Below are 17,969 nucleotides of genomic sequence, written 5' to 3' on the forward strand. Positions count from 1 at the left end.
GGGCTGTGCCGGCGCGGTCAGTCTTCGTGAGCGCCGGGCAGTAGGCGCGGGAGTACGGTCGAGCCCGCGGTAGCTGCTGCGGCGCAGGTTGTGGCGATGGTCCAGCCGACGGGGCCCAGTGGCGTGCAACCGAAATAAGCGGACAGCCCCGGGACCATGACGACCGCGCCGAGAACCACGCCGCTGGCTGCGGTGGTGACCCAGACGAGGGGACTGCGGTGGCCGGAGACGAGTGTCTGCCCGAGTTGGGTGCCGATGAGCGCGACCAGTCCGATGGTGGCCGCGCGGCGCTGAGTTCCGGTGTAGCGGCCGAGCGTCCACGCCGTGCACGCACCCGCCGCCGTGGCTACGCCGCGTACTGCGATCGTACGGGTGAGGTCGGGACCCAGCCGGGCGGGCGGAATTTCGGCCAGTTGCCGCGTGCGTTGCTCGGCGCCGTGCTCCGCGTCGTGCGGGCTCGGGCTGTCGCGATCCGGTGAAAGGGCGAGGGCCAGTGCGGGAAACATATCGGTAAGCATGTTCACCAGCAGAAATTGCCTGGTTCCCAGCGGTGCCTGCCCGCCGACCACGGTTCCGTAGATGGTGAATGCGATCTCCCCGGCATTGCCACCGACAAGAACGCCCACCGCGTCGGAAATGCGCTGCCACATGCCGCGTCCCTCCACCAGCGCGTGCAGCAGGGCGAGCGGATCCGGATCGGTGAGCACCAGATCCGCCGCATTACGGGCGGCCGCGGATCCCCGTGCGGCCAAACCGATTCCGATGTCCGCGCTGCGGATGGCGGCCGCGTCATTGCTGCCGTCGCCGGTCATGCCGACCACGTGTCCATTGCGACGCAGGGCGGCCACGATGCGTACCTTCTGCTCCGGATCGACCCTGGCGAAGACGGTGCTGCGTTCGATGAGCTTGGCCTGCTCGGTATCGTCGAGCCGATCCAGATCGGCACCGGTGGTGACGGTATCCACGGTAATGCCGAGTTGGCGGGCCACCGCCGCCGCCGTGACCGGATGATCGCCGGTGATCATGCGCACGCCGATATCGTTGTCCTGCAAGGCCGTTACCAGCGGCAGCGTCTGTGGACGTGGGGTGTCGGCGATGCCGATGAAGCCGAGCAGCGTGAGTTTGTCCACGGCGCGTTCGACATCATCGGGCTCGTTGGAGAGGTCGCGCCGGGCGACGACGAGTACGCGCAGGCCTTGTTCGGCGAGGTCGTCGACGACCGCCCGCGCACGCTTGTGCAGGTCTTCCGAGAACTGTTCTGCGGTAAGTGCTTTGGTGCAGCGGGGGAGTACAACTTCGGGTGCGCCCTTCACGATCAGGCGCAACTTGCTCGTCGTTTGGCCGAGCACCGCGGCGTAGCCGCGATTGGATTCGAATGGGATCTCGTCGATCGGATCCCACTGGTGCGCATCGTCGCCGAGGCTTTCGGCGGCATCCAGTACGGCGCGGTCGGTGGCGTGCAGCACCGGTCCGTCGTCCGGATCCGGGCAGGCGCGGGCGGCGGCGCGCAGCAGTCGGCGCGCATCGTCGGAATCGTCATCCGGTGACCACTGGTTGTCCAGGTCGGCCAGCATGGTGAGCCGCAGTCGTCCCTCGGTGAGGGTGCCGGTCTTGTCGAAGCAGAGGGTGTCGACGCGGCCGAGTGCCTCGACGGTGCGGCTGGCGCGGACCAGCACGCCGTAGCGCGACAGTCGACGCGCGGCCGCCAACTGCGCCACGGTGGCGACCAGGGGCAATCCCTCCGGCACCGCGGCCACCGCGACGGCGACGCCATCGGAGATCGCATCGCGCAGCATCCGTCCGCGCAGGGCGCCCAGCGCGGTGACCAGGGCCCCGCCCGAAAGGGTCAGCGGCAGGGCATGATTGGTGAGCTGCCGCAGTTGGGCCTGCACGCCGCCCTTGTCCGGCGGCACCGCGCCCGCGGCCGCGCGACCGGCCTGGGTGTCGGGGCCGACCGCGACCACGACGGCCAGACCCGTCCCGTTCACCACGGTGCTGCCCGCGAAGATCATGCAGGCGCGTTCGCCGAGTGCGGCACCGGGTGTGGCGGCGAGATGCTTTTCGACTGTCACCGATTCGCCGGTCAGGCCGGACTCGTCCATTTCGAGATCGTCCACGCGCAGTAATCGGGCATCGGCGGGCACCACATCGCCTGCGCTGATGGCCAGGATGTCGCCGATGGCGAGAGCGTCTGCGGGCACGGATTCGTCGGTCGGGGCGGACTCGTCGATCGCATCGCGGTCGATCAAGCGGCCGGTGAGTTGTTCGCCCTCGAGCAGGTCTTGCAATTCGCTCTCGGCACGCTGGCGCTGACCGGCCGATATCACCGCATTCACCGTCAGCACGGAGGCCAGAAGTATCGCATCGGACGGTTCGCCGAGTATGGCGGTGGCGACGGCACCGACGCTGAGGATCGGTGTCAGCGGATCATCCAACTCATGGCGCAGATGGCGGGCGAAGGATGTCATCGGAGCGAAAGTCTTTGTGATCAAGCTTTGTTCGGCTCGAGCCGGAATCGCGCGCTCGTCGAGCGCCGGGGGTTGTGGCAGGCGTCCGAGTACTTCATTGGATTCCAGTGCGTGCCAGGGTAATAGGGGCGCAATGGTGGTGGGCGGTGCGGACGCGGCAGCTCGAATGCCCTTGCGCGCCCCGGTCATCAGGGCGGTCAGCTGTGCGGCGACCATCGGTGTTGTCCGAGCGCTCCTGGTCGGGGTGACGGCGAGCAGCAACCCACCGAGCGCACACGCCGACAAGGCCAGGGTGCGGCCACGATCGCTGACCTCCCGCGCGGGCGCGACCGTCGCGAGCACACGCTGCACCTGCCCCAGATCCCGGCAGATAGCGTCCGCGGCCCACGGCGGTTCGCAGTGATCGGCAGTGAACAACCCGAGCGCCACATCAGCTCGGGCCAACGCCTTATGCGCGCGCGGGCTCAGTACCGCGACAACCTGCCCGTCCTGCTGCAGGCGCTCGACCAGCTTGCTCATCGATGTCGTCGCAGAGACGAATTCATCAGCAAGCGAACGCAATTCGATCGCATCCTCATGCGCGACGAGCACCACCCGCAAGCCAGCCCGCCGCGCCGCGGTCAACACATCATGCGCGCTCGAATCGAGCTCCCGACCGAGCAACACCCGCCCGACCGTGTGGTCCCCATCGCGCAATTCGCGCCAGACCGGCCGAATGGTGGCACCCCGATCACGAGCCCCAGAGTTCGGATGCACCAGTTGCAGTGACTTGTCCGCTGTTTTCTCTTCGTCCCCCTCAGTTACGGCCTGCTCGTCGCCTGCGGTTGCGGCCGCGCCGTTATCCACGGTTGCGGCTTTCGTCGAGGTCTTCTTATGGCCGTCGGTGGCGGCGCGCTTGTCGCCCTGGGGTCCGGTCGCCCCGTCAGTCCGGGCGGTGGCTTGTTCGTCGCTCTCGGTGGTGGCTCGCTCGTTGCCTCCGGTTGCGGCGTTCTTGTCGCCGGTGGCGGCCGCCTCGTTGCCATCGGCGGTGGCCTGTTGGTCTCCCCTGGTCGCGGTCTCCCCGTCACCCTCCGATGACCACAGCAATCGTTGGGCTGCGGTCCAGACCTTCCCCGTAGACCATTCGTCATCGGCCGACTCGACGTCGAGCACCAGGCGTCGTGAGGTGAGCAGTGCTTCGCCGTCGATTACCAGCGTGGTCAGCCGGTCCAGGCGTCGCCACGCACCTCGATGCAAGGTCAGTACCCCCGCCCGCGCGAGGACCATGTTGACGCTGGCGGCGTAGGCCTCGCGGGAGGCACGGGCGGCCTTCGGTGCGCCGAGGCCGAGGGCGTCGGCGGCGTCGCCTGTGCGGCCGAGGCCGACGAGTGCGGCGGTGCCGATCAGCGATCCGGCTGCTGTTTCGTCGCCGACGCGCTCGATCGGGCCCCGTGGCAGGTCGGTGGGGCGGGTGTAGGGCGGTAGGGGTTCGGTTACGTCGGGGTGTTCGCGGCACACCAGTTCGGACTCCCAGTTGCGCCACTCCAAACGCTGGGCGATGGCCTCGCCGAGGAGGAAGGTGCGCTGGGCCGTATCGGCCAGCAGATTCGTAAGGCCGTCGGCGGCGTTTTCGCCGAATGCGGTTCCGATCGCGGTGACGACGGTGAGGGCCATATCGGTGCGGGAGCGTCCGAATCGGGATTCGAGCATTGTGCGCAGTCGTGGTTGGGTGTCGACGAAGGTGGCCGCCGCCCGCACCGCGCGCGCCGGCCCACCGAACGGCAGCCGCGCGCCGAAAGTGGACACCGCGATGGCGAATACCTCGCTCGCCACCTGAATTCCCGCCGCCAGCAACGGTTCCCGGTCCTCCGGGTATTCGACGGTGCGACTCCAGTCCACTTCTGCGACATTGTTGTCGGCCTCGATCCCCTCGATGACCTCGAGCAGTTCCGGCAGTCCGGTCGCGCCTTCGCGCAGCGTGGCAACCACCCGACCGGTCACCGCATTGACATGCGACCACCGCACACCACGCAACTTGCCGAGCCGCTCGTCCAATGTCCGCGCCAGGGCAGCGCCGCGCTCGGAGCTCAGTCCGCGCACCTCGATCGTCGCCTTGTCCGCACGCAGGGCCACCCGACGGTTGGCTCGCCGCTCGTGCGGGTCGACCAGATCGAGCAGGTCATCGCCCAGCGGGCTCTCCGGTGTGGGAGCCAATTCGTCGACTCCGGCAGCGGCGGTATCGACTGCCGATGCGGCGGCGTCGGCCACGGCTTCCGCCGCATGAAACGGCGCTTCGACGAGTTGTACCCCTAGTCCGACGGCCGTCGATACCCCGCTGCGCACCACACCGGTAATCGCCGCCGTCGGTGCCTCGATCCACCACGGTGCCAAACCATCACGCCTACCCATATTCGGCAACTACCCGGCATCACCGGGTGCAAACGGGCACCGAAAGTGGTTGGTGGCTGGGATTTCAGGCACTGCGCCACGGCGCGTACCGGTGCCGGATTGGCCGTGTCGCCAGCGGGTATCCGCCATACATGCCGACCTTTCGAAAGTGAAGGTCCAAGGGATATGCGGGGCTGCCCGGCACCGTCAATGAGGACGAGGCCCACAATGGCGCGGACCGAGCACGGCCAGCCACGCGACGGTCGTCAACACCGGAAAGTGTCAGGTGATGCAGGTAGCGGCGGTGCTCACGCGCGGGTCCGAGGGCGGCGGAGCCGCACTCGACCAGGTCGCGGTGCTGACCGGCACCGCGATCGCCATCGCGGCCGTGCTGGTCGTGGTCGGGTATCTGCACCGCACCCGCCGCATCACGTGGCTGCAAACCGCCGCCGATCGACTCGCAGGGCTGAGTAACCGGCCCGGCTGGGTCGCGCTGCCGCTCGCGCTGTTCATCGCCACCATTCTCACCGCGCTGTTCGGCTTCATCTGGGATGTGAGCCTGCATATCGGGAAGGGCCGCGACGAGGGGCCGCTGGCTAATCCGGCGCACTACTTCATCATGATCGGCCTGTTCTTCCTGTTCATGGCCGGAATGCTGGCCATCATCCTGCCGCTGGACGAGAAACCGGGTCCGGCCGCGATTCGGATCACCCGCGACTGGTACGCCCCGGTCGGGGGAGTGCTGATGGCGGGTGCCGGCCTGTACGCCCTCATCGGCTTCCCACTCGACGACATCTGGCACCGACTGTTCGGCCAGGACGTCACCCTGTGGGGGCCGACGCATCTCATGCTGATCGGCGGCGCGGGGTTGTCGCTGGTCGCGGTGCTGCTGCTGGAATTCGAAGGGCGCCTGGACCGCCCCGATCCGGATCGCACCGACGGTCCGCTGCTGTGGCTGGTCCGCACCTTCGCCTTCGGTGGTCTGCTGATCGGCCTCTCGGTTTATCAGGTCGAATTCGACTTCGGCGTCGAACAGTTCCGCCTCGTCTTCCAGCCGCTGCTGATCGCGGCCGCGAGTACGATCGCGCTGATTTCAGCGCGCTACACGCTCGGCCGCGGCGGCGCGTTGGCCGCGGTGGTGTTCGCGATCTTCGTCCGCACCGTCTTGGCGGTCCTGGTAGGCCCGCTGCTCGATGCGCCACACAATATATTTCCGCTGTATCTCGGTATCGCGCTGATCGTGGAACTGATGGCGCTGCTGCCCATGTCCAGATCCATATGGTGGGGCGCGTTGACCGGACTGGTCGCGGCCACTCTCGGACTCTGGCTCGAATCACTCTGGGTGGCAAGGATGTTCGTGGATTCCTGGCCGACCGGTATGTGGCCGGAGCTATTGGTCATGGCGGTGCCGGTGGGGGTCGCGGGCGGTGCGGTCGGCGTGCTGCTCGGCATGGTCCTGCGGGGCGAAGAGCTCCCGCATGTCGCGATTCGCCGTGGCATCGTCATCGCAGCGGTGCTGATCACCGCAGCCGCCACCGCGAACGGCTTGCGCGTCGATGTTCCCGAAAATGCCTCCGCGACAGTTCAGTTGCGTAATGCGGCACCGTCAAGCGGCGGCCGGATGGTCAACGCGGATATCACACTGGCTCCTGAGGATTTGGTGGGCGCTGATCCCGAGTGGGTGCAGATTCTGGCCTGGCAAGGCGGCACCGGTTCCTCGAACCCCGGGCGCGGACTGGTGATCGATCAGCTGCGCCGGGTCGGCGAGGGCCACTATGTGAGCACAAAATCTGTTCCGGCATACGGTAATTGGAAGACAATCCTGCGACTGTATGACGGCCGAATGCTCACCGCTCTGCCCATCTACATGCCTCATGACCCCGGCATCGACGCCGCCGAAGTTCCGGCACTGGACCAGTTCACGCGCCCCTTCGTCCCCGAAATCACTGTGCTCCAACGTGAACGCTCATTCGACCGACCCTCCTGGCTGATCGATGCGGCATCGCTGGTCGTACTCATCTGCTCGTTGGTTCTCATCTGGTCGCTGTCCTGGGGTGCGGTTCGAATCAACCTCGCGTATCGACGCGATCTGCGCGCGGAATCCTCAGTCGCGCCGGGACGCTGAACTAGTCGCGGGAAGGCCCCTTAAAACCCAGGCCAACGCGAGCTAGCCTCGAATCATGTGCCGAAATATCACTGCCCTGCGTGGGCTGGAGCCCGCCGCCACCCCGGAAGAAGTGCATGCTGCGGCATTGCAGTACGTCCGCAAGGTTGGCGGGCTGTCCAGCATTTCCGCAGCTACGCGCCCTGCGGTCGATGCCGCGGTCGCCGATATCGCGGCCGCGACCATGCGGCTGCTCGAACAACTGCCCGAGCGGAAGGTTCCGCCCAAGAACGTGCCGCCGCTGCGGCGGCCCGAGGTGCAGGCGCGCATCCACGCGCATTCGCACGACTGACGCTGCTGTGAGCAGATCTGCTGTGGGCAGCGTGGCGAGATTTTTCGCATAGGCGCGCGGCACGGTGGAGTCATGGCTCACGATGACAAGACACCGTTGTTCAGTTGGCGCGCCAGGGAGCAGCTGCTCAGCAGGCGGATTCTGGTGCTGGACGGCCCGCTCGACGACGATAACGGGACGCTGCTGATGACGCAGCTGCTCACCTTGGCGGCCGAGGACGCCGATTCGGGGATCTCATTGTGGATCCATTCCCCGGGCGGTTCGGTTCCGGCAATGCTCGCCATTCGCGATGTGATGCGGCTGGTGCCGTGCGAGGTCTCTACCCTTGCACTCGGATTGGCCTGCAGCGCAGGGCAATTCCTTTTATCCGCCGGTACCCCGGGGCGACGGTTCGCTCTGCCGCACGCCAGGGTGCTGATGCATCAGGGCTCGGCCGGAATCGGTGGTAGTGCCGTCGACGTCGAGGTGCAGGCCGATGACCTGCGCTACACCGTGGAGACGGTGCTCGGCATTATCGCGGGGGACACCGGCCAGCCGTACGACCGCATCTACGAGGATTCGCTGCACGACCGCTGGTTCAGCGCGGCACAGGCCAAGGAGTACGGCTTCATCGACCACATCGTCGGCTCGTTCGGGGAAATCGTGCCCCAGCGCCAGCGGATCGGAATTTCGGCATGACCTACACCATTCCCAATGTGATCGCCCAGCATCCGCGCGGTGGCGAGCGGATCACCGATATCTACTCCCACCTGCTCGCCGAGCGGATCGTCTACCTCGGCACCCCGATCGACTCCGGCGTCGCCAACGCGCTCATCGCACAGCTGCTGCACCTGGAGTCGGAGAGTCCGGAGCAGGAGATCAATCTGTACATCAACTGCGAGGGCGGCGATCTGTCCGCAATGCTCGCGGTGTACGACACCATGCAATTCATCAAGGCCCCGGTGGCGACCACCTGCGTCGGCCAGGCCATCGCGGTCGGCGCGGTACTGCTGGCCGGTGGCGAACCCGGTCGCCGCTCCTTGCTGCCGCACGCCCGGGTCGTCCTGCATCAGCCCGCTGCCCGCGGTCAGGGCGCGATTCCCGATCTGATCCTGCAGGCCGACGAGCTGGTGCGGATGCGCGCGGAAATCGAGTCGATCCTGTCGCGGCACACCGGTCAACCAGCCGAGCGGCTACGTCACGACACCGACCGCGACCGCGTCTTCACCGCACAGGCGGCCGTCGACTACGGCCTGGTCGACAACGTGCTGGGTGCCCGCGCCGCCTGACCGCCGCGCCAGCGCGTAGTCGAATGGTGGTCGTCGGAGTTTCGAGCCACCATTCGACAGCGCTCGGCGCGCTGGTCAGGCGGCGAGTGCCATGAGGTTGGGGACAGCGCTTGCTTGCGGCGCGGCCTGCCGGGCGAAGGCGAGCCGACGTTGAGCGCGCAATTCGTCGGCCACCTGCTCGGTGAGGCCGAACAGGGTGGTGCCGAGCGCACCGGCCAGCGCCGCGATCATCTCGCTCGACGGTTCTTTACGGCCGCGCTCCACCTCGGACAGATACTGCGGCGATATGCCCGCGCGACCGGCGGTTTCGACGAGGGTCTCGCGTTGCTCCTGCCGCAGCGTGCGCAGCCGTTCGCCGAGTACCTCGCGCCACAGCGGTTCCTCGGTGTGTCGAGGTCGGTCGTCGCGTCCGCCCTGGATCGAGTGCAGCTCGGTCATAGGGAGAGCCTACGACCGCGGCCGCTGATCCGGTCGGGCATTACGCTGTGGGCGGACAAACCGACGAAGGCCCCATGTCCAACGGACACAGGGCCTTTCGCATCGAGTCGAGATCAGGGCAGCGGAATCCACTGGCCGAAGAACCAGAAGCCGTGGCCCTGGGGCTGCTGATCATGCCGCTGCTGGTCCTGACGCTGATCCCCGCGCTGCTGATCGTGGCCCTGCTGTTGCTGCTCGATACCCGGACGCTGATCCTGCCCCGGAGCGGCGCTCGCCACACCCGCGCCAACGCCCAGCAGGCCGACCAGCACACCGCCCGCGATCGCACCCTTCGCCAGCTTCGACTTGATCTTCATCCACGTTCCTCCTGTTGTCGGGTCTCCATCCGAGACCGTCGACCCGTTCGATCCGGACCGACAAGACAATCTTGGAATCGCAAGATTTGCGCACCCTAGCCCGTGGCTGTGAGTTAGCTGGGACCCATCCGCACTTACTGCGCGAGCTGTTCGCAGACGCGATAGGTGGTCATGATGTTGAGGCGATGCAGGTTTGTTTAACCTGAGCCAATGACCGTGACCCCGCCACGTCGCGTCGGCCGCCCGCGCAAGGACGAGGCAGGCGACACCCGTGCGTTGCTGACGATTGGTCTACCTGCACGGCCGGCGCCGCCCGCGCCGAAGGCCGTCGCCGCGCCCACGATCACCTGGTCTTCTTCCTCGGCGCAGTGCTGCGCGACTAACGATGACCTCCCTCGACGACACCCATGACATCCGGGGCGGACTGTGCCCCGAAGGAAGGAGATAGCAAATGGCCATCCGCAAGGTGACCGTCCTCGGAACTGGGGTACTGGGATCGCAGATCGCATTCCAGACCGCATTCCACGGATTCGATGTCACCGCCTACGACATCAGCGACGAGGCCATCGCCGGTGCTCGCGACCGTTTCGCCAAGCTCGCGGCGACCTATCGCATCGAAGTGCCGGGCGGTGATAGCAAGGCCGAGAAGACCGAGGCGGGCATTGTCCTGACCACGGATCTGGCCGCGGCGGTGCAGGATGCCGACCTCGTGATCGAGGCGGTGCCGGAGGTGCTCACCATCAAGGAGCAGACCTACCGGCAGCTGGGCGAACTCGCGCCGGCGAAGACGATCTTCGCCACCAATTCGTCCACCCTGCTGCCCAGCGATATCAAGGACTACACCGGCCGCCCCGACAAATTCCTCGCACTGCACTTCGCGAATCTGGTGTGGCGGTACAACACCGCCGAGGTGATGGGCACGCCCGAGACCGATCCGCAGGTCTTTCGGGCGGTCGTCGAGTTCGCCGTCGGGATCGGCATGGAGCCGATCGAATTGCACAAGGAGAAGGCGGGTTACGTCCTCAATTCACTGCTCGTGCCGCTGCTCAACGCGGCCATGGCGCTCGGCGCGGGCGGATTCGCCGAACCGGAGGCGGTCGACAAAACCTGGCGGATCGGCACCGGCGCACCGGTCGGCCCATTCCAGATGCTCGACGTCATCGGCCTGACCACCCCCTACAACATCCTGGTCAACAGTGCGGAGGGGCAGGAACTCGCGACCTGGCTCAAGACCAACTACATCGATAAGGGCAAGCTCGGCATCGCCACCGGGGAGGGTTTCTACAAGTACTCCGAATAGCTCACGGCACGACCACTGGATACTTTTCGAGGTCGATGCACCCGATCACAAGCCGCTCAGCCGTATCGCTGACGCAGAGCCGATGAGGACCCCGCATAGCCAAATACCCTATGCGCGATAGTCATTCGCTCTGCGACAGCTATTCCGGCGCGGGCTCGGGTTCGGGGGATTCGTCGGGTGGTGCGGTGACGACGTCGATCTGCTCGCCGAGGTAGCGAGCCACCACCGCGATGACGGCCGCTACCGGTACCGCGAGGAAGGCGCCGACGACGCCGTAGAGCGAGGCGCCCGCGGTGATCGAGACCAGGACCACCACGGCATGCAATTTCATGGTGCGGCCCTGCAAAACCGGTTGCAGCACATTGCCTTCCAATTGCTGGACGGCGATGATGATACCGAGCACGATCAGCGCGGTGGTGACGCCATTGCCGACCAGTGCCACGAGCACCGCCAGCGCCCCGGCGACGAATGCGCCGACCATCGGCACGAAACCGCCTATGAAGGTGATCACCGCGAGTACGAGTGCCAATGGGACATGCAGGATCACCAGTCCGGCGCCGATGAACACCGCGTCGATCAGACTCACCAGCGCCTGGACGCGGATGAACCCGCCGAGGGTGGACCAGATCCGATTCAGCAGCTCCTCGAGGTGCCTGCCGCCGCGACTGCCGAGTACGGCATGCAGCCACGGCAGCAGCCGTGGACCGTCCTTGATGAAGAAAAACGCCAGTACCAGCACCAGGAACAGCGTCACCAGCGTGGAGGTCGCGGTGGTCACGCCGGTGAAGACGCCCGAGGCGATCTGTTCCGAACTGGACTTCAGCCGCTGCGTGATCGCGTCCACCGCCGCTTGCAACTGCTCGTCGCGTATGCGCAGCGGCGGACCGTGCAGCCAATCCCGCACCTTGTTGACACCCGCGGTGGATTTGTCGGCCAGCTCCGGGGCCTGGTCCACGACCGACGGAACGATCAGGGCGATGACACCCGCGAGGACTCCGATGAATCCGAGCAGACTGACCGTTGCCGCAGCGCCCGGCCGAAAGCCGTGCGCGGTGAGCCAGCGGGTCGGCGGCCACAATACTGTCGCGATGATCAGCGCCAGCGCGATCGGCAGCACGACCACCCACAGGGCGGCGACGACGGTGCCGAGCACCCACGCGCCCGCAGCGATCGCCACAATGCACAGCGACCATTTGGCCAGCCAGATGAGTCCGGCGCCGATCGCGTCGCCGCGGTCGCGGGTCGGTGGTCGATTCTTCTCGGTGCCGTCCTGCTCACTCACGCCGTCAGTCTGGCACGGGAGACAGCCGGGCGGTGCCATCATCGGCACGCTGCGCAGGACTCAGCGGGTCAACCTTTACCGAGTCTTTTGCGGCGAACCAAGTCCGGTAGAAGGTGAACGCCAGTGCGGCGAAGACACCAAGAATCGCGACGCCGAACGGGAGCGGGTAGTTCGCCATCGGCAGTGCGAAGAAGCGCACGCACAGCAGCACCCCTGCGAAGGTTGCGATACCGAAGGCCACCATCTGGGCGCGACCGCGGTCCCAACCCCGGTCCGGATCGCGCAGGACGGATTCGACGGTCAAGCACAGCGCCGCGCCCGCGACGAGGTCGACGCCGTAATGCGCCCCGAGGCCCAGCGTCGCGACGAGGGTGCAGACCAGCCAGAACGCACCACCCCAGCGCAACCAGAGCGGCCCGCGCCGAGAGTGGATGAACAGCGACAGCGCCCACGCCGTATGCAGTGACGGCATGCAGTTACGCGGTGTGATGCCGTCGAAGGGCATCGAATCGACCGAGGACGGCAGTGCCGGAACGATATTCGGCCAGACATCGGCGAGTTCGAAACCCTGCCCCTCCGGGCCGAACGCGAGCACCGGCCCGACCACCGGGAAGACCACATAGAACAGCGGGCCGACCACACCGAGGGTCAAGAATGTGCGCACCAGATAGTGCCGCGGCCATATACCCGCGGTGACGCCGCGCAGTTGCCACGCCGCGACCACAATGGCCGCGACCGGCAGTTCGAAATACACCCAACGCACCACACCCAGCGGTACCGGTCCCGCTGCGTCGAGTGCCTGTCCGACGAGCCACGACGGATTGCCGAGCGCGTGATCGGCCAGTTCCGCATAGGGATCCAGCACGGTCGGGCAGGCCCATGCGGTGATGTCGAGCCAGATCTCGCCGACCTTCGTCGCCAGAATCAGCAGCGCACCGAGAGCGATTGTGCGCAGCGCGGTTTCGCGCCGCGCACCGGTCCAGCGCACGGCGGCGATCACCGCCAGCGCGGTGAGCACAATGGTCGGACCGTTGCCGACCGTGAACAATCGCCCCTCGATCGCGCGAATGATCACGAAGACCACATCGATGCCGACCGCGGCCGCCAGCGCGCGCACCCGCACATTCCAGGAGACACCGATCAACGCCAGCAGAAACCCGGCCCACGGCGTGGTCGCCGATTTGGGCCGCCCGACATAATCCCAAGAAAGACTGGTCAGCGGCCCGAGCGCATTGATATGCACGGCCATCAACTGCCCTGCGATCAACACCACCACCGCGACCGCGATACTGCCCCAGATCAACCGAGTTCGCCACGGACGCGCAGTCCCCACTTCCCCCGCAGGTGCAACCGATCTCTCCTGCGCGCCCTGAATCAACATTCCGACATCGTAAACAGGATGTGAACACCACCGTGCGACCCGATTAACGCAACCTGTGAACTCGCTGCGCGCTTGCGGACCGGTCAGTGCCGGAGCCTACTGAAGCGCCACCCGGGCGGGCCGGATATCAGGGTCGCGCGATGATGAGGGGGCAGTCGGTGGCGTGTAGGACGGCCTGGCTGACCGAGCCGAGGGTCATGCCCGCGAAACCGCCACGGCCGCGGCTGCCCAGGACGATCAGTTGGGCGTATTCTGCCTCGGCGAGTAGGCATCTGGCCGGTCGATCCTCGACGACCACGCGCTCGACCTCCAAGTCCGGATACTTTTCCGCATAGCCGGCCAGGCTCTCGGAGAGCAACGCCTCGGCCTCTTGCTGCATCTCCTCGCGGGAGATGTAGCGGTTGAATTCGGACCAGGTGAGTACCGCGCGCAGTCCGACCGTGCGATGGGCGGCCTGGTCGAAGGCGACCTCGATGGCGTGGGCGGAGCCGGGGGAGCCGTCGACACCGACGAGCACCGGTCCGAGCAGCCGATCGGCTTCGTAGTCTTGGGGTTCGGGAATGACGGCGACCGGACAGTGCGCGTGCCTTGCGACGGCGGTGCTCACCGAGCCGAGCAGGCCACGGCGGAAGGCGCCCAGACCGCGGGTGCCGACGACGAGCATGCGCGCATCCTTGGAGCGGTCGAGTAGAACCGGAATCGGCGGTGCGTCGACCACGAAGGTCGTGATTTCCAGTTCGCCGATGGGTTCGGCCGCCGCGGTCGCGTAGGCGTGGGCAGTGGTGACGGCGGCGGCACCGGCCGCTCGATAGGCGTCGTAATCGATTTGGTCGAAGGCTATTCCGGGGCCGAAGTCCATCGGGGCGCCGATGCCGTACACGATATGCAGGCGCGCGCGGTGGTGGACGGCGTCGACCGCGGCCCAGCGCACCGCCTCGGCGGCGGCGTCGGAGCCGTCGAAGCCGACGAGTACAGGGGGATTCATATTGGTGGACATGGGATTTCGTAGCCCCTCAGCGTGACCGCGCTACTGCGGGCGGACGACCATGACCGGACAGTGCGCGGTCTGGACCAGCGCGTCGCTGGTGGAGCCGAGCAGCAGTCCGCGGAATCCGCCGCGCCCCCGGCTACCGACCACGAGCAGCTGCGCCGACCGCGACCATTCGCGCAGTGCCTGCCGCGGACCCGACAGGTACACCTTGCGGATGACCTGCACGTCCGGATACTTCTCCTGCCAGCCGGCGAGCTGCTCGGCCAGGATCGCCTGTCCGGCGGTCTCGGCGTCGTGATCGCAGACGGCGTAGGGGAGGCCGGCGATGCGGTCGAAATACAGGTCGCTCCAAGCGTGGACGGCGACGAGTCGGGTTCTGCGTTCGCTGGCTTCGGCGAACGCGGCGCCGACGGCGGCCGTGCTGACCGGTCCGCCGTCGATACCGAGCACAACCGGGCCGACACGTCGGGTCTGCTGTTCGGTGCCGGTGCCGGTGCCGGTGCCGGTGCCGGTGCCGGTGCCGGTGTCACGCACGACCACGATCGCACCGCGGCCATGGCTTGCGACCGCGAGCAGCGTCGATCCGAGATAGCTCAGGGTGCCGCCGGAACCCGCTGTGCCGATCGCGACCAGATGCGCCGCCTCGGACAGCTCGATCAACAGATGTGCGGGATTGGCTTCGGAGAGTTCGGTTTCCACGGTCAGGGCCGGATCGACCTGATGGGCGAGTCGGCGTGCCGTGCGCAGCACGTCCGCGCCTTCGCGGCGGATCGCATCGATCACCGGCGGCATGATCACGTCGTACATCCCGTAGACCGACCCCGCCGCCGCGAGGTCGAGACCGTGCACGATGCGCAGGCGCCGGCGCCGCTGGGAGGCGGTCTCGGCGGCCCAACGGACGGCGAGATCGGCCGCCTCGGAGCCGTCGGTTCCGACGACTACTTCGGCCGACGCCAGCCGGTGTGGTTCATCGCGGTGCTGGGCGGTCATGGATGTCCCTTCGGGTTCCGAGATATCAGCTACCCGTAGGTTAGGAATCCGAGGTGGTCGCGCACGCCTGGCATTGGTCACGAACCGCAGGGCCTAAAGACCGCTCATGCCACAGGCAGGACAGTTCAGGGCAGCGGTGCCGACCAGCGCAGCACCGTCCCGCCGTTCGCGCCCTTCGAGATGCTGAAACTGCCGCCCGCCTGCTCGGCGCGCGTCGCCAGATTCGCCAGTCCGCTCATGCGCTCGAAGTCTTCGGGGACGCCGACACCGTCGTCGGTCACCTCGATGGTGACATCGTCGCGCACTCGGAGCTGGACCGATACCGTCGTCGCTGACGCGTGCCGCACCGCGTTGCTCACCGCTTCGCGCAGCACTGCCTCGACATCCTCCGACAGCGGCGGCGTCAGCACCGAGACCGGGCCGGCCAGCCGCACCGTGGTGCGCAGCCCGCTTTCGCCGATCATGTCGGCGATGATGCCGTGCAATCGCTTGCGCAGCGTCGGGGCATCCGTGGTGGGGCTGTGCAGATCGAAGATCGAGTGCCGGATGTCTTGGACGATCGACTGGATGTCCTGAATGGTCTCGGTGAGCCGGGATTTCACCTCGGGTACGCGGGCCCGCTGGGCGGTACTCTGTAGCGAGAGACCGACCGCGAACAGCCGCTGGATGACGTGGTCGTGCAGGTCGCGCGCGATCCGGTCGCGGTCGGAGAGCACATCGAGTTCGCGCACCCGCCGCTGGGTGGTCGCCTGCTGCAAGGCCAGCGCGGCCTGATCGGAGAAGGCGGCCATCATCGATTGCCCGGCCTCGTCCAGTGGTTGCGCCCCCGCCGGTTGTACGGTGACGAGCACGCCGATGACCGAATCCTTGGCCCGCAGCGGCAGGATAAGTGCGGGTCCGAATTTCGACGGCTCATAGAAGACCGGCCGGAAGCGCAGTTCGTCGACCGCGACGACCTGGCCGGATCGGAACGCTTCGCCCGAATTCGATTCGCCCATCGGGATGCGCTCGCCGATGAGCTCCTCGGCGCCGACACCCGCGGCGGCGACCACCACCAGTTCGGTGACATCCTCGGTGGGGATATCGGAGTCCTCAGGGAGCGCGAGGAAGGTGCAGGCCGAGTGGGTGAGCGTCAAGGCCCGGTCGGCGACCAGTTCCAGTGCGGTGCCCGGTTCGCCGCCCGCGAGCAGTTCGGTGGCCACATCGCGGTTGGCTTCCAGCCATTGCTGGCGGATCCGGGACTCCTCGTAGAGGCGGGCGTTGGCGATGGCGATACCCGCCGCGGCGGCCAGCGCCCGCACCACGACCTCGTCGTCGTCGGTGAACTCCTGGCCACCGGCCTTCTCGGTCAGGTAAAGGTTGCCGAAGATCTCGTCGCGAACCTTCACCGGTACGCCGAGGAAAGTGTGCATCGGCGGGTGGTGGGCGGGAAAGCCGACCGATGATGGATGCTTCGAAAGATTCGGCAGCCGAATGGGTTTCGGTTGTTCGAAGAGCAGACCGAGGACACCGTGACCACGCGGCAGATCGCCGATCAGGATCCGGGTGCGGTCGTCGATGCCCTCGTAGACGAATTCGGCGAGCTGGGTGCTGGTCTTATCGGTTTCGCGCACGCCGAGCGCGCCGTATCCCGCGTCGACCAACTCGATGGCAGTGTGCACGATCGAGCGCAGCGTGTTGTCCAGGTCCAGTCCGGCGGTGACGACCAGCATCGCCTCGATCAGGCGGTCCATCTGATCGCGGACGCCGACGATTTGGGCGATCCGGTCCTGGACTTCGCCGAGTAGTTCCCGCAGTCGAAGTTGAGGCAATGTTTCCGTCACCGGCGTCGGATCGGGTCCGGCGGACTCGCCTTCCATAACCCGTATCTTCGCACGGTTGCGGCTCGCTGTTTCGTGCTGCGGCCTACTCTTTGTTGGTGGATGCGTTGAGTTTCGACGCCAGCACTGCGGCTTGCGTGCGACGCTCGACCCCGAGTTTGGTCAGCAGCCGGGAGACGTAGTTCTTCACGGTCTTTTCCGCAAGGAACATCCGGCTCGCGATCTGCCGATTCGTCAGCCCCTCACCGAGCAGACCGAGCAGCGTCCGCTCCTGCTCGCTGAGGCCGGCCAGCGGCCCGGTCTTGGCCTCGGCCTCCTCGCGCAATTTCGACATGAGTGCCGCGGCCGCCCGATTGTCGAGCAGCGACTTACCAGCGCCGATCTCGCGAATGGCCTCGACCAGCTCCATCGTGTCGATGTCCTTGACCACATACCCGCTGGCCCCGGCCAGAATGGCATCGAGCATGGCCTGCTCGTCGGTGAACGAGGTGAGTATCAGACACCGCAGCTCGGGATGCTGATTCAGCAGTTCCCGGCATAATTCGATGCCATTGCCATCGGGCAGGCGCACGTCCAGGACCACGACCTCCGGGCGCAGCGCGGGAATGCGCGCCAACGCCTGCGACACCGTGCCTGCCTCCCCGACCACCTCGAGATCGGGCTCGGTCTCGATCAGATCCTTCACACCGCGACGCACGATCTGATGGTCATCGACCAGGAACACACTCGTCATCGCAGCACCTCCAGCAGGGTCCCTCCAGCGTAGCCCGCGTATATGCGCAACTGGACGGTCGATCACCCTGCGTAGGTGGAGGCAAATGTCGACTAGATCCCACCGCCGGCGCATTCTCG

Annotated in this window: 14 protein-coding genes; 5 read left to right on the plus strand and 9 right to left on the minus strand. The window is 66.7% G+C overall.

Going from position 1 to position 17,969, the window contains the following annotated elements:
* Window positions 1–17: 17 nt before the first annotated feature.
* Complete coding sequence (locus OIE68_RS39230) at window positions 18–4,856, minus strand: cation-translocating P-type ATPase (protein ID WP_327095947.1); 4,839 nt, start codon at window positions 4,854–4,856, stop codon at window positions 18–20.
* Window positions 4,857–5,124: 268 nt separating this feature from the next.
* Between OIE68_RS39230 and OIE68_RS39235 the strand changes: the two genes are divergently transcribed.
* From OIE68_RS39235 to OIE68_RS39250, 4 genes are all read left to right on the plus strand, one after another.
* Window positions 5,125–6,960, plus strand: coding sequence for a hypothetical protein (locus tag OIE68_RS39235; RefSeq protein ID WP_327095948.1), 1,836 nt, complete (start codon window positions 5,125–5,127; stop codon window positions 6,958–6,960).
* Window positions 6,961–7,015: 55 nt separating this feature from the next.
* On the plus strand, window positions 7,016–7,291 hold the full coding sequence (locus tag OIE68_RS39240) for a DUF2277 domain-containing protein (RefSeq protein ID WP_063043074.1): 276 nt from the start codon (window positions 7,016–7,018) through the stop codon (window positions 7,289–7,291).
* A gap of 72 nt (window positions 7,292–7,363) precedes the next feature.
* Window positions 7,364–7,969, plus strand: a complete 606-nt coding sequence (locus tag OIE68_RS39245; RefSeq protein WP_040687344.1) for a ClpP family protease — start codon at window positions 7,364–7,366, stop codon at window positions 7,967–7,969.
* Window positions 7,966–8,559, plus strand: coding sequence for a ClpP family protease (locus tag OIE68_RS39250; RefSeq protein ID WP_062987811.1), 594 nt, complete (start codon window positions 7,966–7,968; stop codon window positions 8,557–8,559). The genes OIE68_RS39245 and OIE68_RS39250 overlap by 4 nt, the downstream gene beginning before the upstream one ends.
* A 75-nt stretch (window positions 8,560–8,634) precedes the next feature.
* Here the strand turns inward: OIE68_RS39250 and OIE68_RS39255 are convergent, their stop codons facing one another.
* Both OIE68_RS39255 and OIE68_RS39260 read right to left on the minus strand, forming a co-directional pair.
* A complete protein-coding gene (locus OIE68_RS39255; RefSeq protein WP_327095949.1) occupies window positions 8,635–8,997 on the minus strand; it encodes a helix-turn-helix transcriptional regulator in 363 nt (120 codons plus the stop codon).
* A 113-nt stretch (window positions 8,998–9,110) separates the two neighbouring features.
* Window positions 9,111–9,353: a hypothetical protein gene (locus OIE68_RS39260; RefSeq protein WP_327095950.1), complete on the minus strand. Its 243-nt coding sequence runs from the start codon at window positions 9,351–9,353 to the stop codon at window positions 9,111–9,113.
* 451 nt (window positions 9,354–9,804) lie between these two features.
* On the opposite strand from OIE68_RS39260, the gene OIE68_RS39265 reads away from it, so the two are divergent.
* Complete coding sequence (locus tag OIE68_RS39265; RefSeq protein WP_327095951.1) at window positions 9,805–10,653, plus strand: 3-hydroxyacyl-CoA dehydrogenase; 849 nt, start codon at window positions 9,805–9,807, stop codon at window positions 10,651–10,653.
* A gap of 139 nt (window positions 10,654–10,792) precedes the next feature.
* Here the strand turns inward: OIE68_RS39265 and OIE68_RS39270 are convergent, their stop codons facing one another.
* From OIE68_RS39270 to OIE68_RS39295, 6 genes are all read right to left on the minus strand, one after another.
* Complete coding sequence (locus tag OIE68_RS39270) at window positions 10,793–11,974, minus strand: AI-2E family transporter (protein WP_419150627.1); 1,182 nt, start codon at window positions 11,972–11,974, stop codon at window positions 10,793–10,795.
* Window positions 11,940–13,316, minus strand: a complete 1,377-nt coding sequence (locus OIE68_RS39275) for a phosphatase PAP2 family protein (protein WP_327095953.1) — start codon at window positions 13,314–13,316, stop codon at window positions 11,940–11,942. The genes OIE68_RS39270 and OIE68_RS39275 overlap by 35 nt, the downstream gene beginning before the upstream one ends.
* Before the next feature lie 127 nt (window positions 13,317–13,443).
* The gene (locus OIE68_RS39280) at window positions 13,444–14,313 is read right to left on the minus strand and encodes a universal stress protein (RefSeq protein WP_327095954.1); all 870 of its coding nucleotides are present in this window, start codon (window positions 14,311–14,313) and stop codon (window positions 13,444–13,446) included.
* A gap of 30 nt (window positions 14,314–14,343) precedes the next feature.
* Window positions 14,344–15,297 carry a universal stress protein gene (locus tag OIE68_RS39285; protein WP_327095955.1) on the minus strand — a complete coding sequence of 318 codons (954 nt, stop codon included), beginning with the start codon at window positions 15,295–15,297 and terminating at the stop codon, window positions 14,344–14,346.
* A 125-nt stretch (window positions 15,298–15,422) separates the two neighbouring features.
* Window positions 15,423–17,156, minus strand: coding sequence for a GAF domain-containing protein (locus tag OIE68_RS39290; protein WP_327095956.1), 1,734 nt, complete (start codon window positions 17,154–17,156; stop codon window positions 15,423–15,425).
* Between the two features lie 46 nt (window positions 17,157–17,202).
* On the minus strand, window positions 17,203–17,850 hold the full coding sequence (locus OIE68_RS39295; RefSeq protein WP_327095957.1) for a response regulator transcription factor: 648 nt from the start codon (window positions 17,848–17,850) through the stop codon (window positions 17,203–17,205).
* Window positions 17,851–17,969: the final 119 nt, after the last annotated feature.

Source organism: Nocardia vinacea, assembly GCF_035920345.1.
Lineage (GTDB): Bacteria > Actinomycetota > Actinomycetes > Mycobacteriales > Mycobacteriaceae > Nocardia > Nocardia vinacea_A.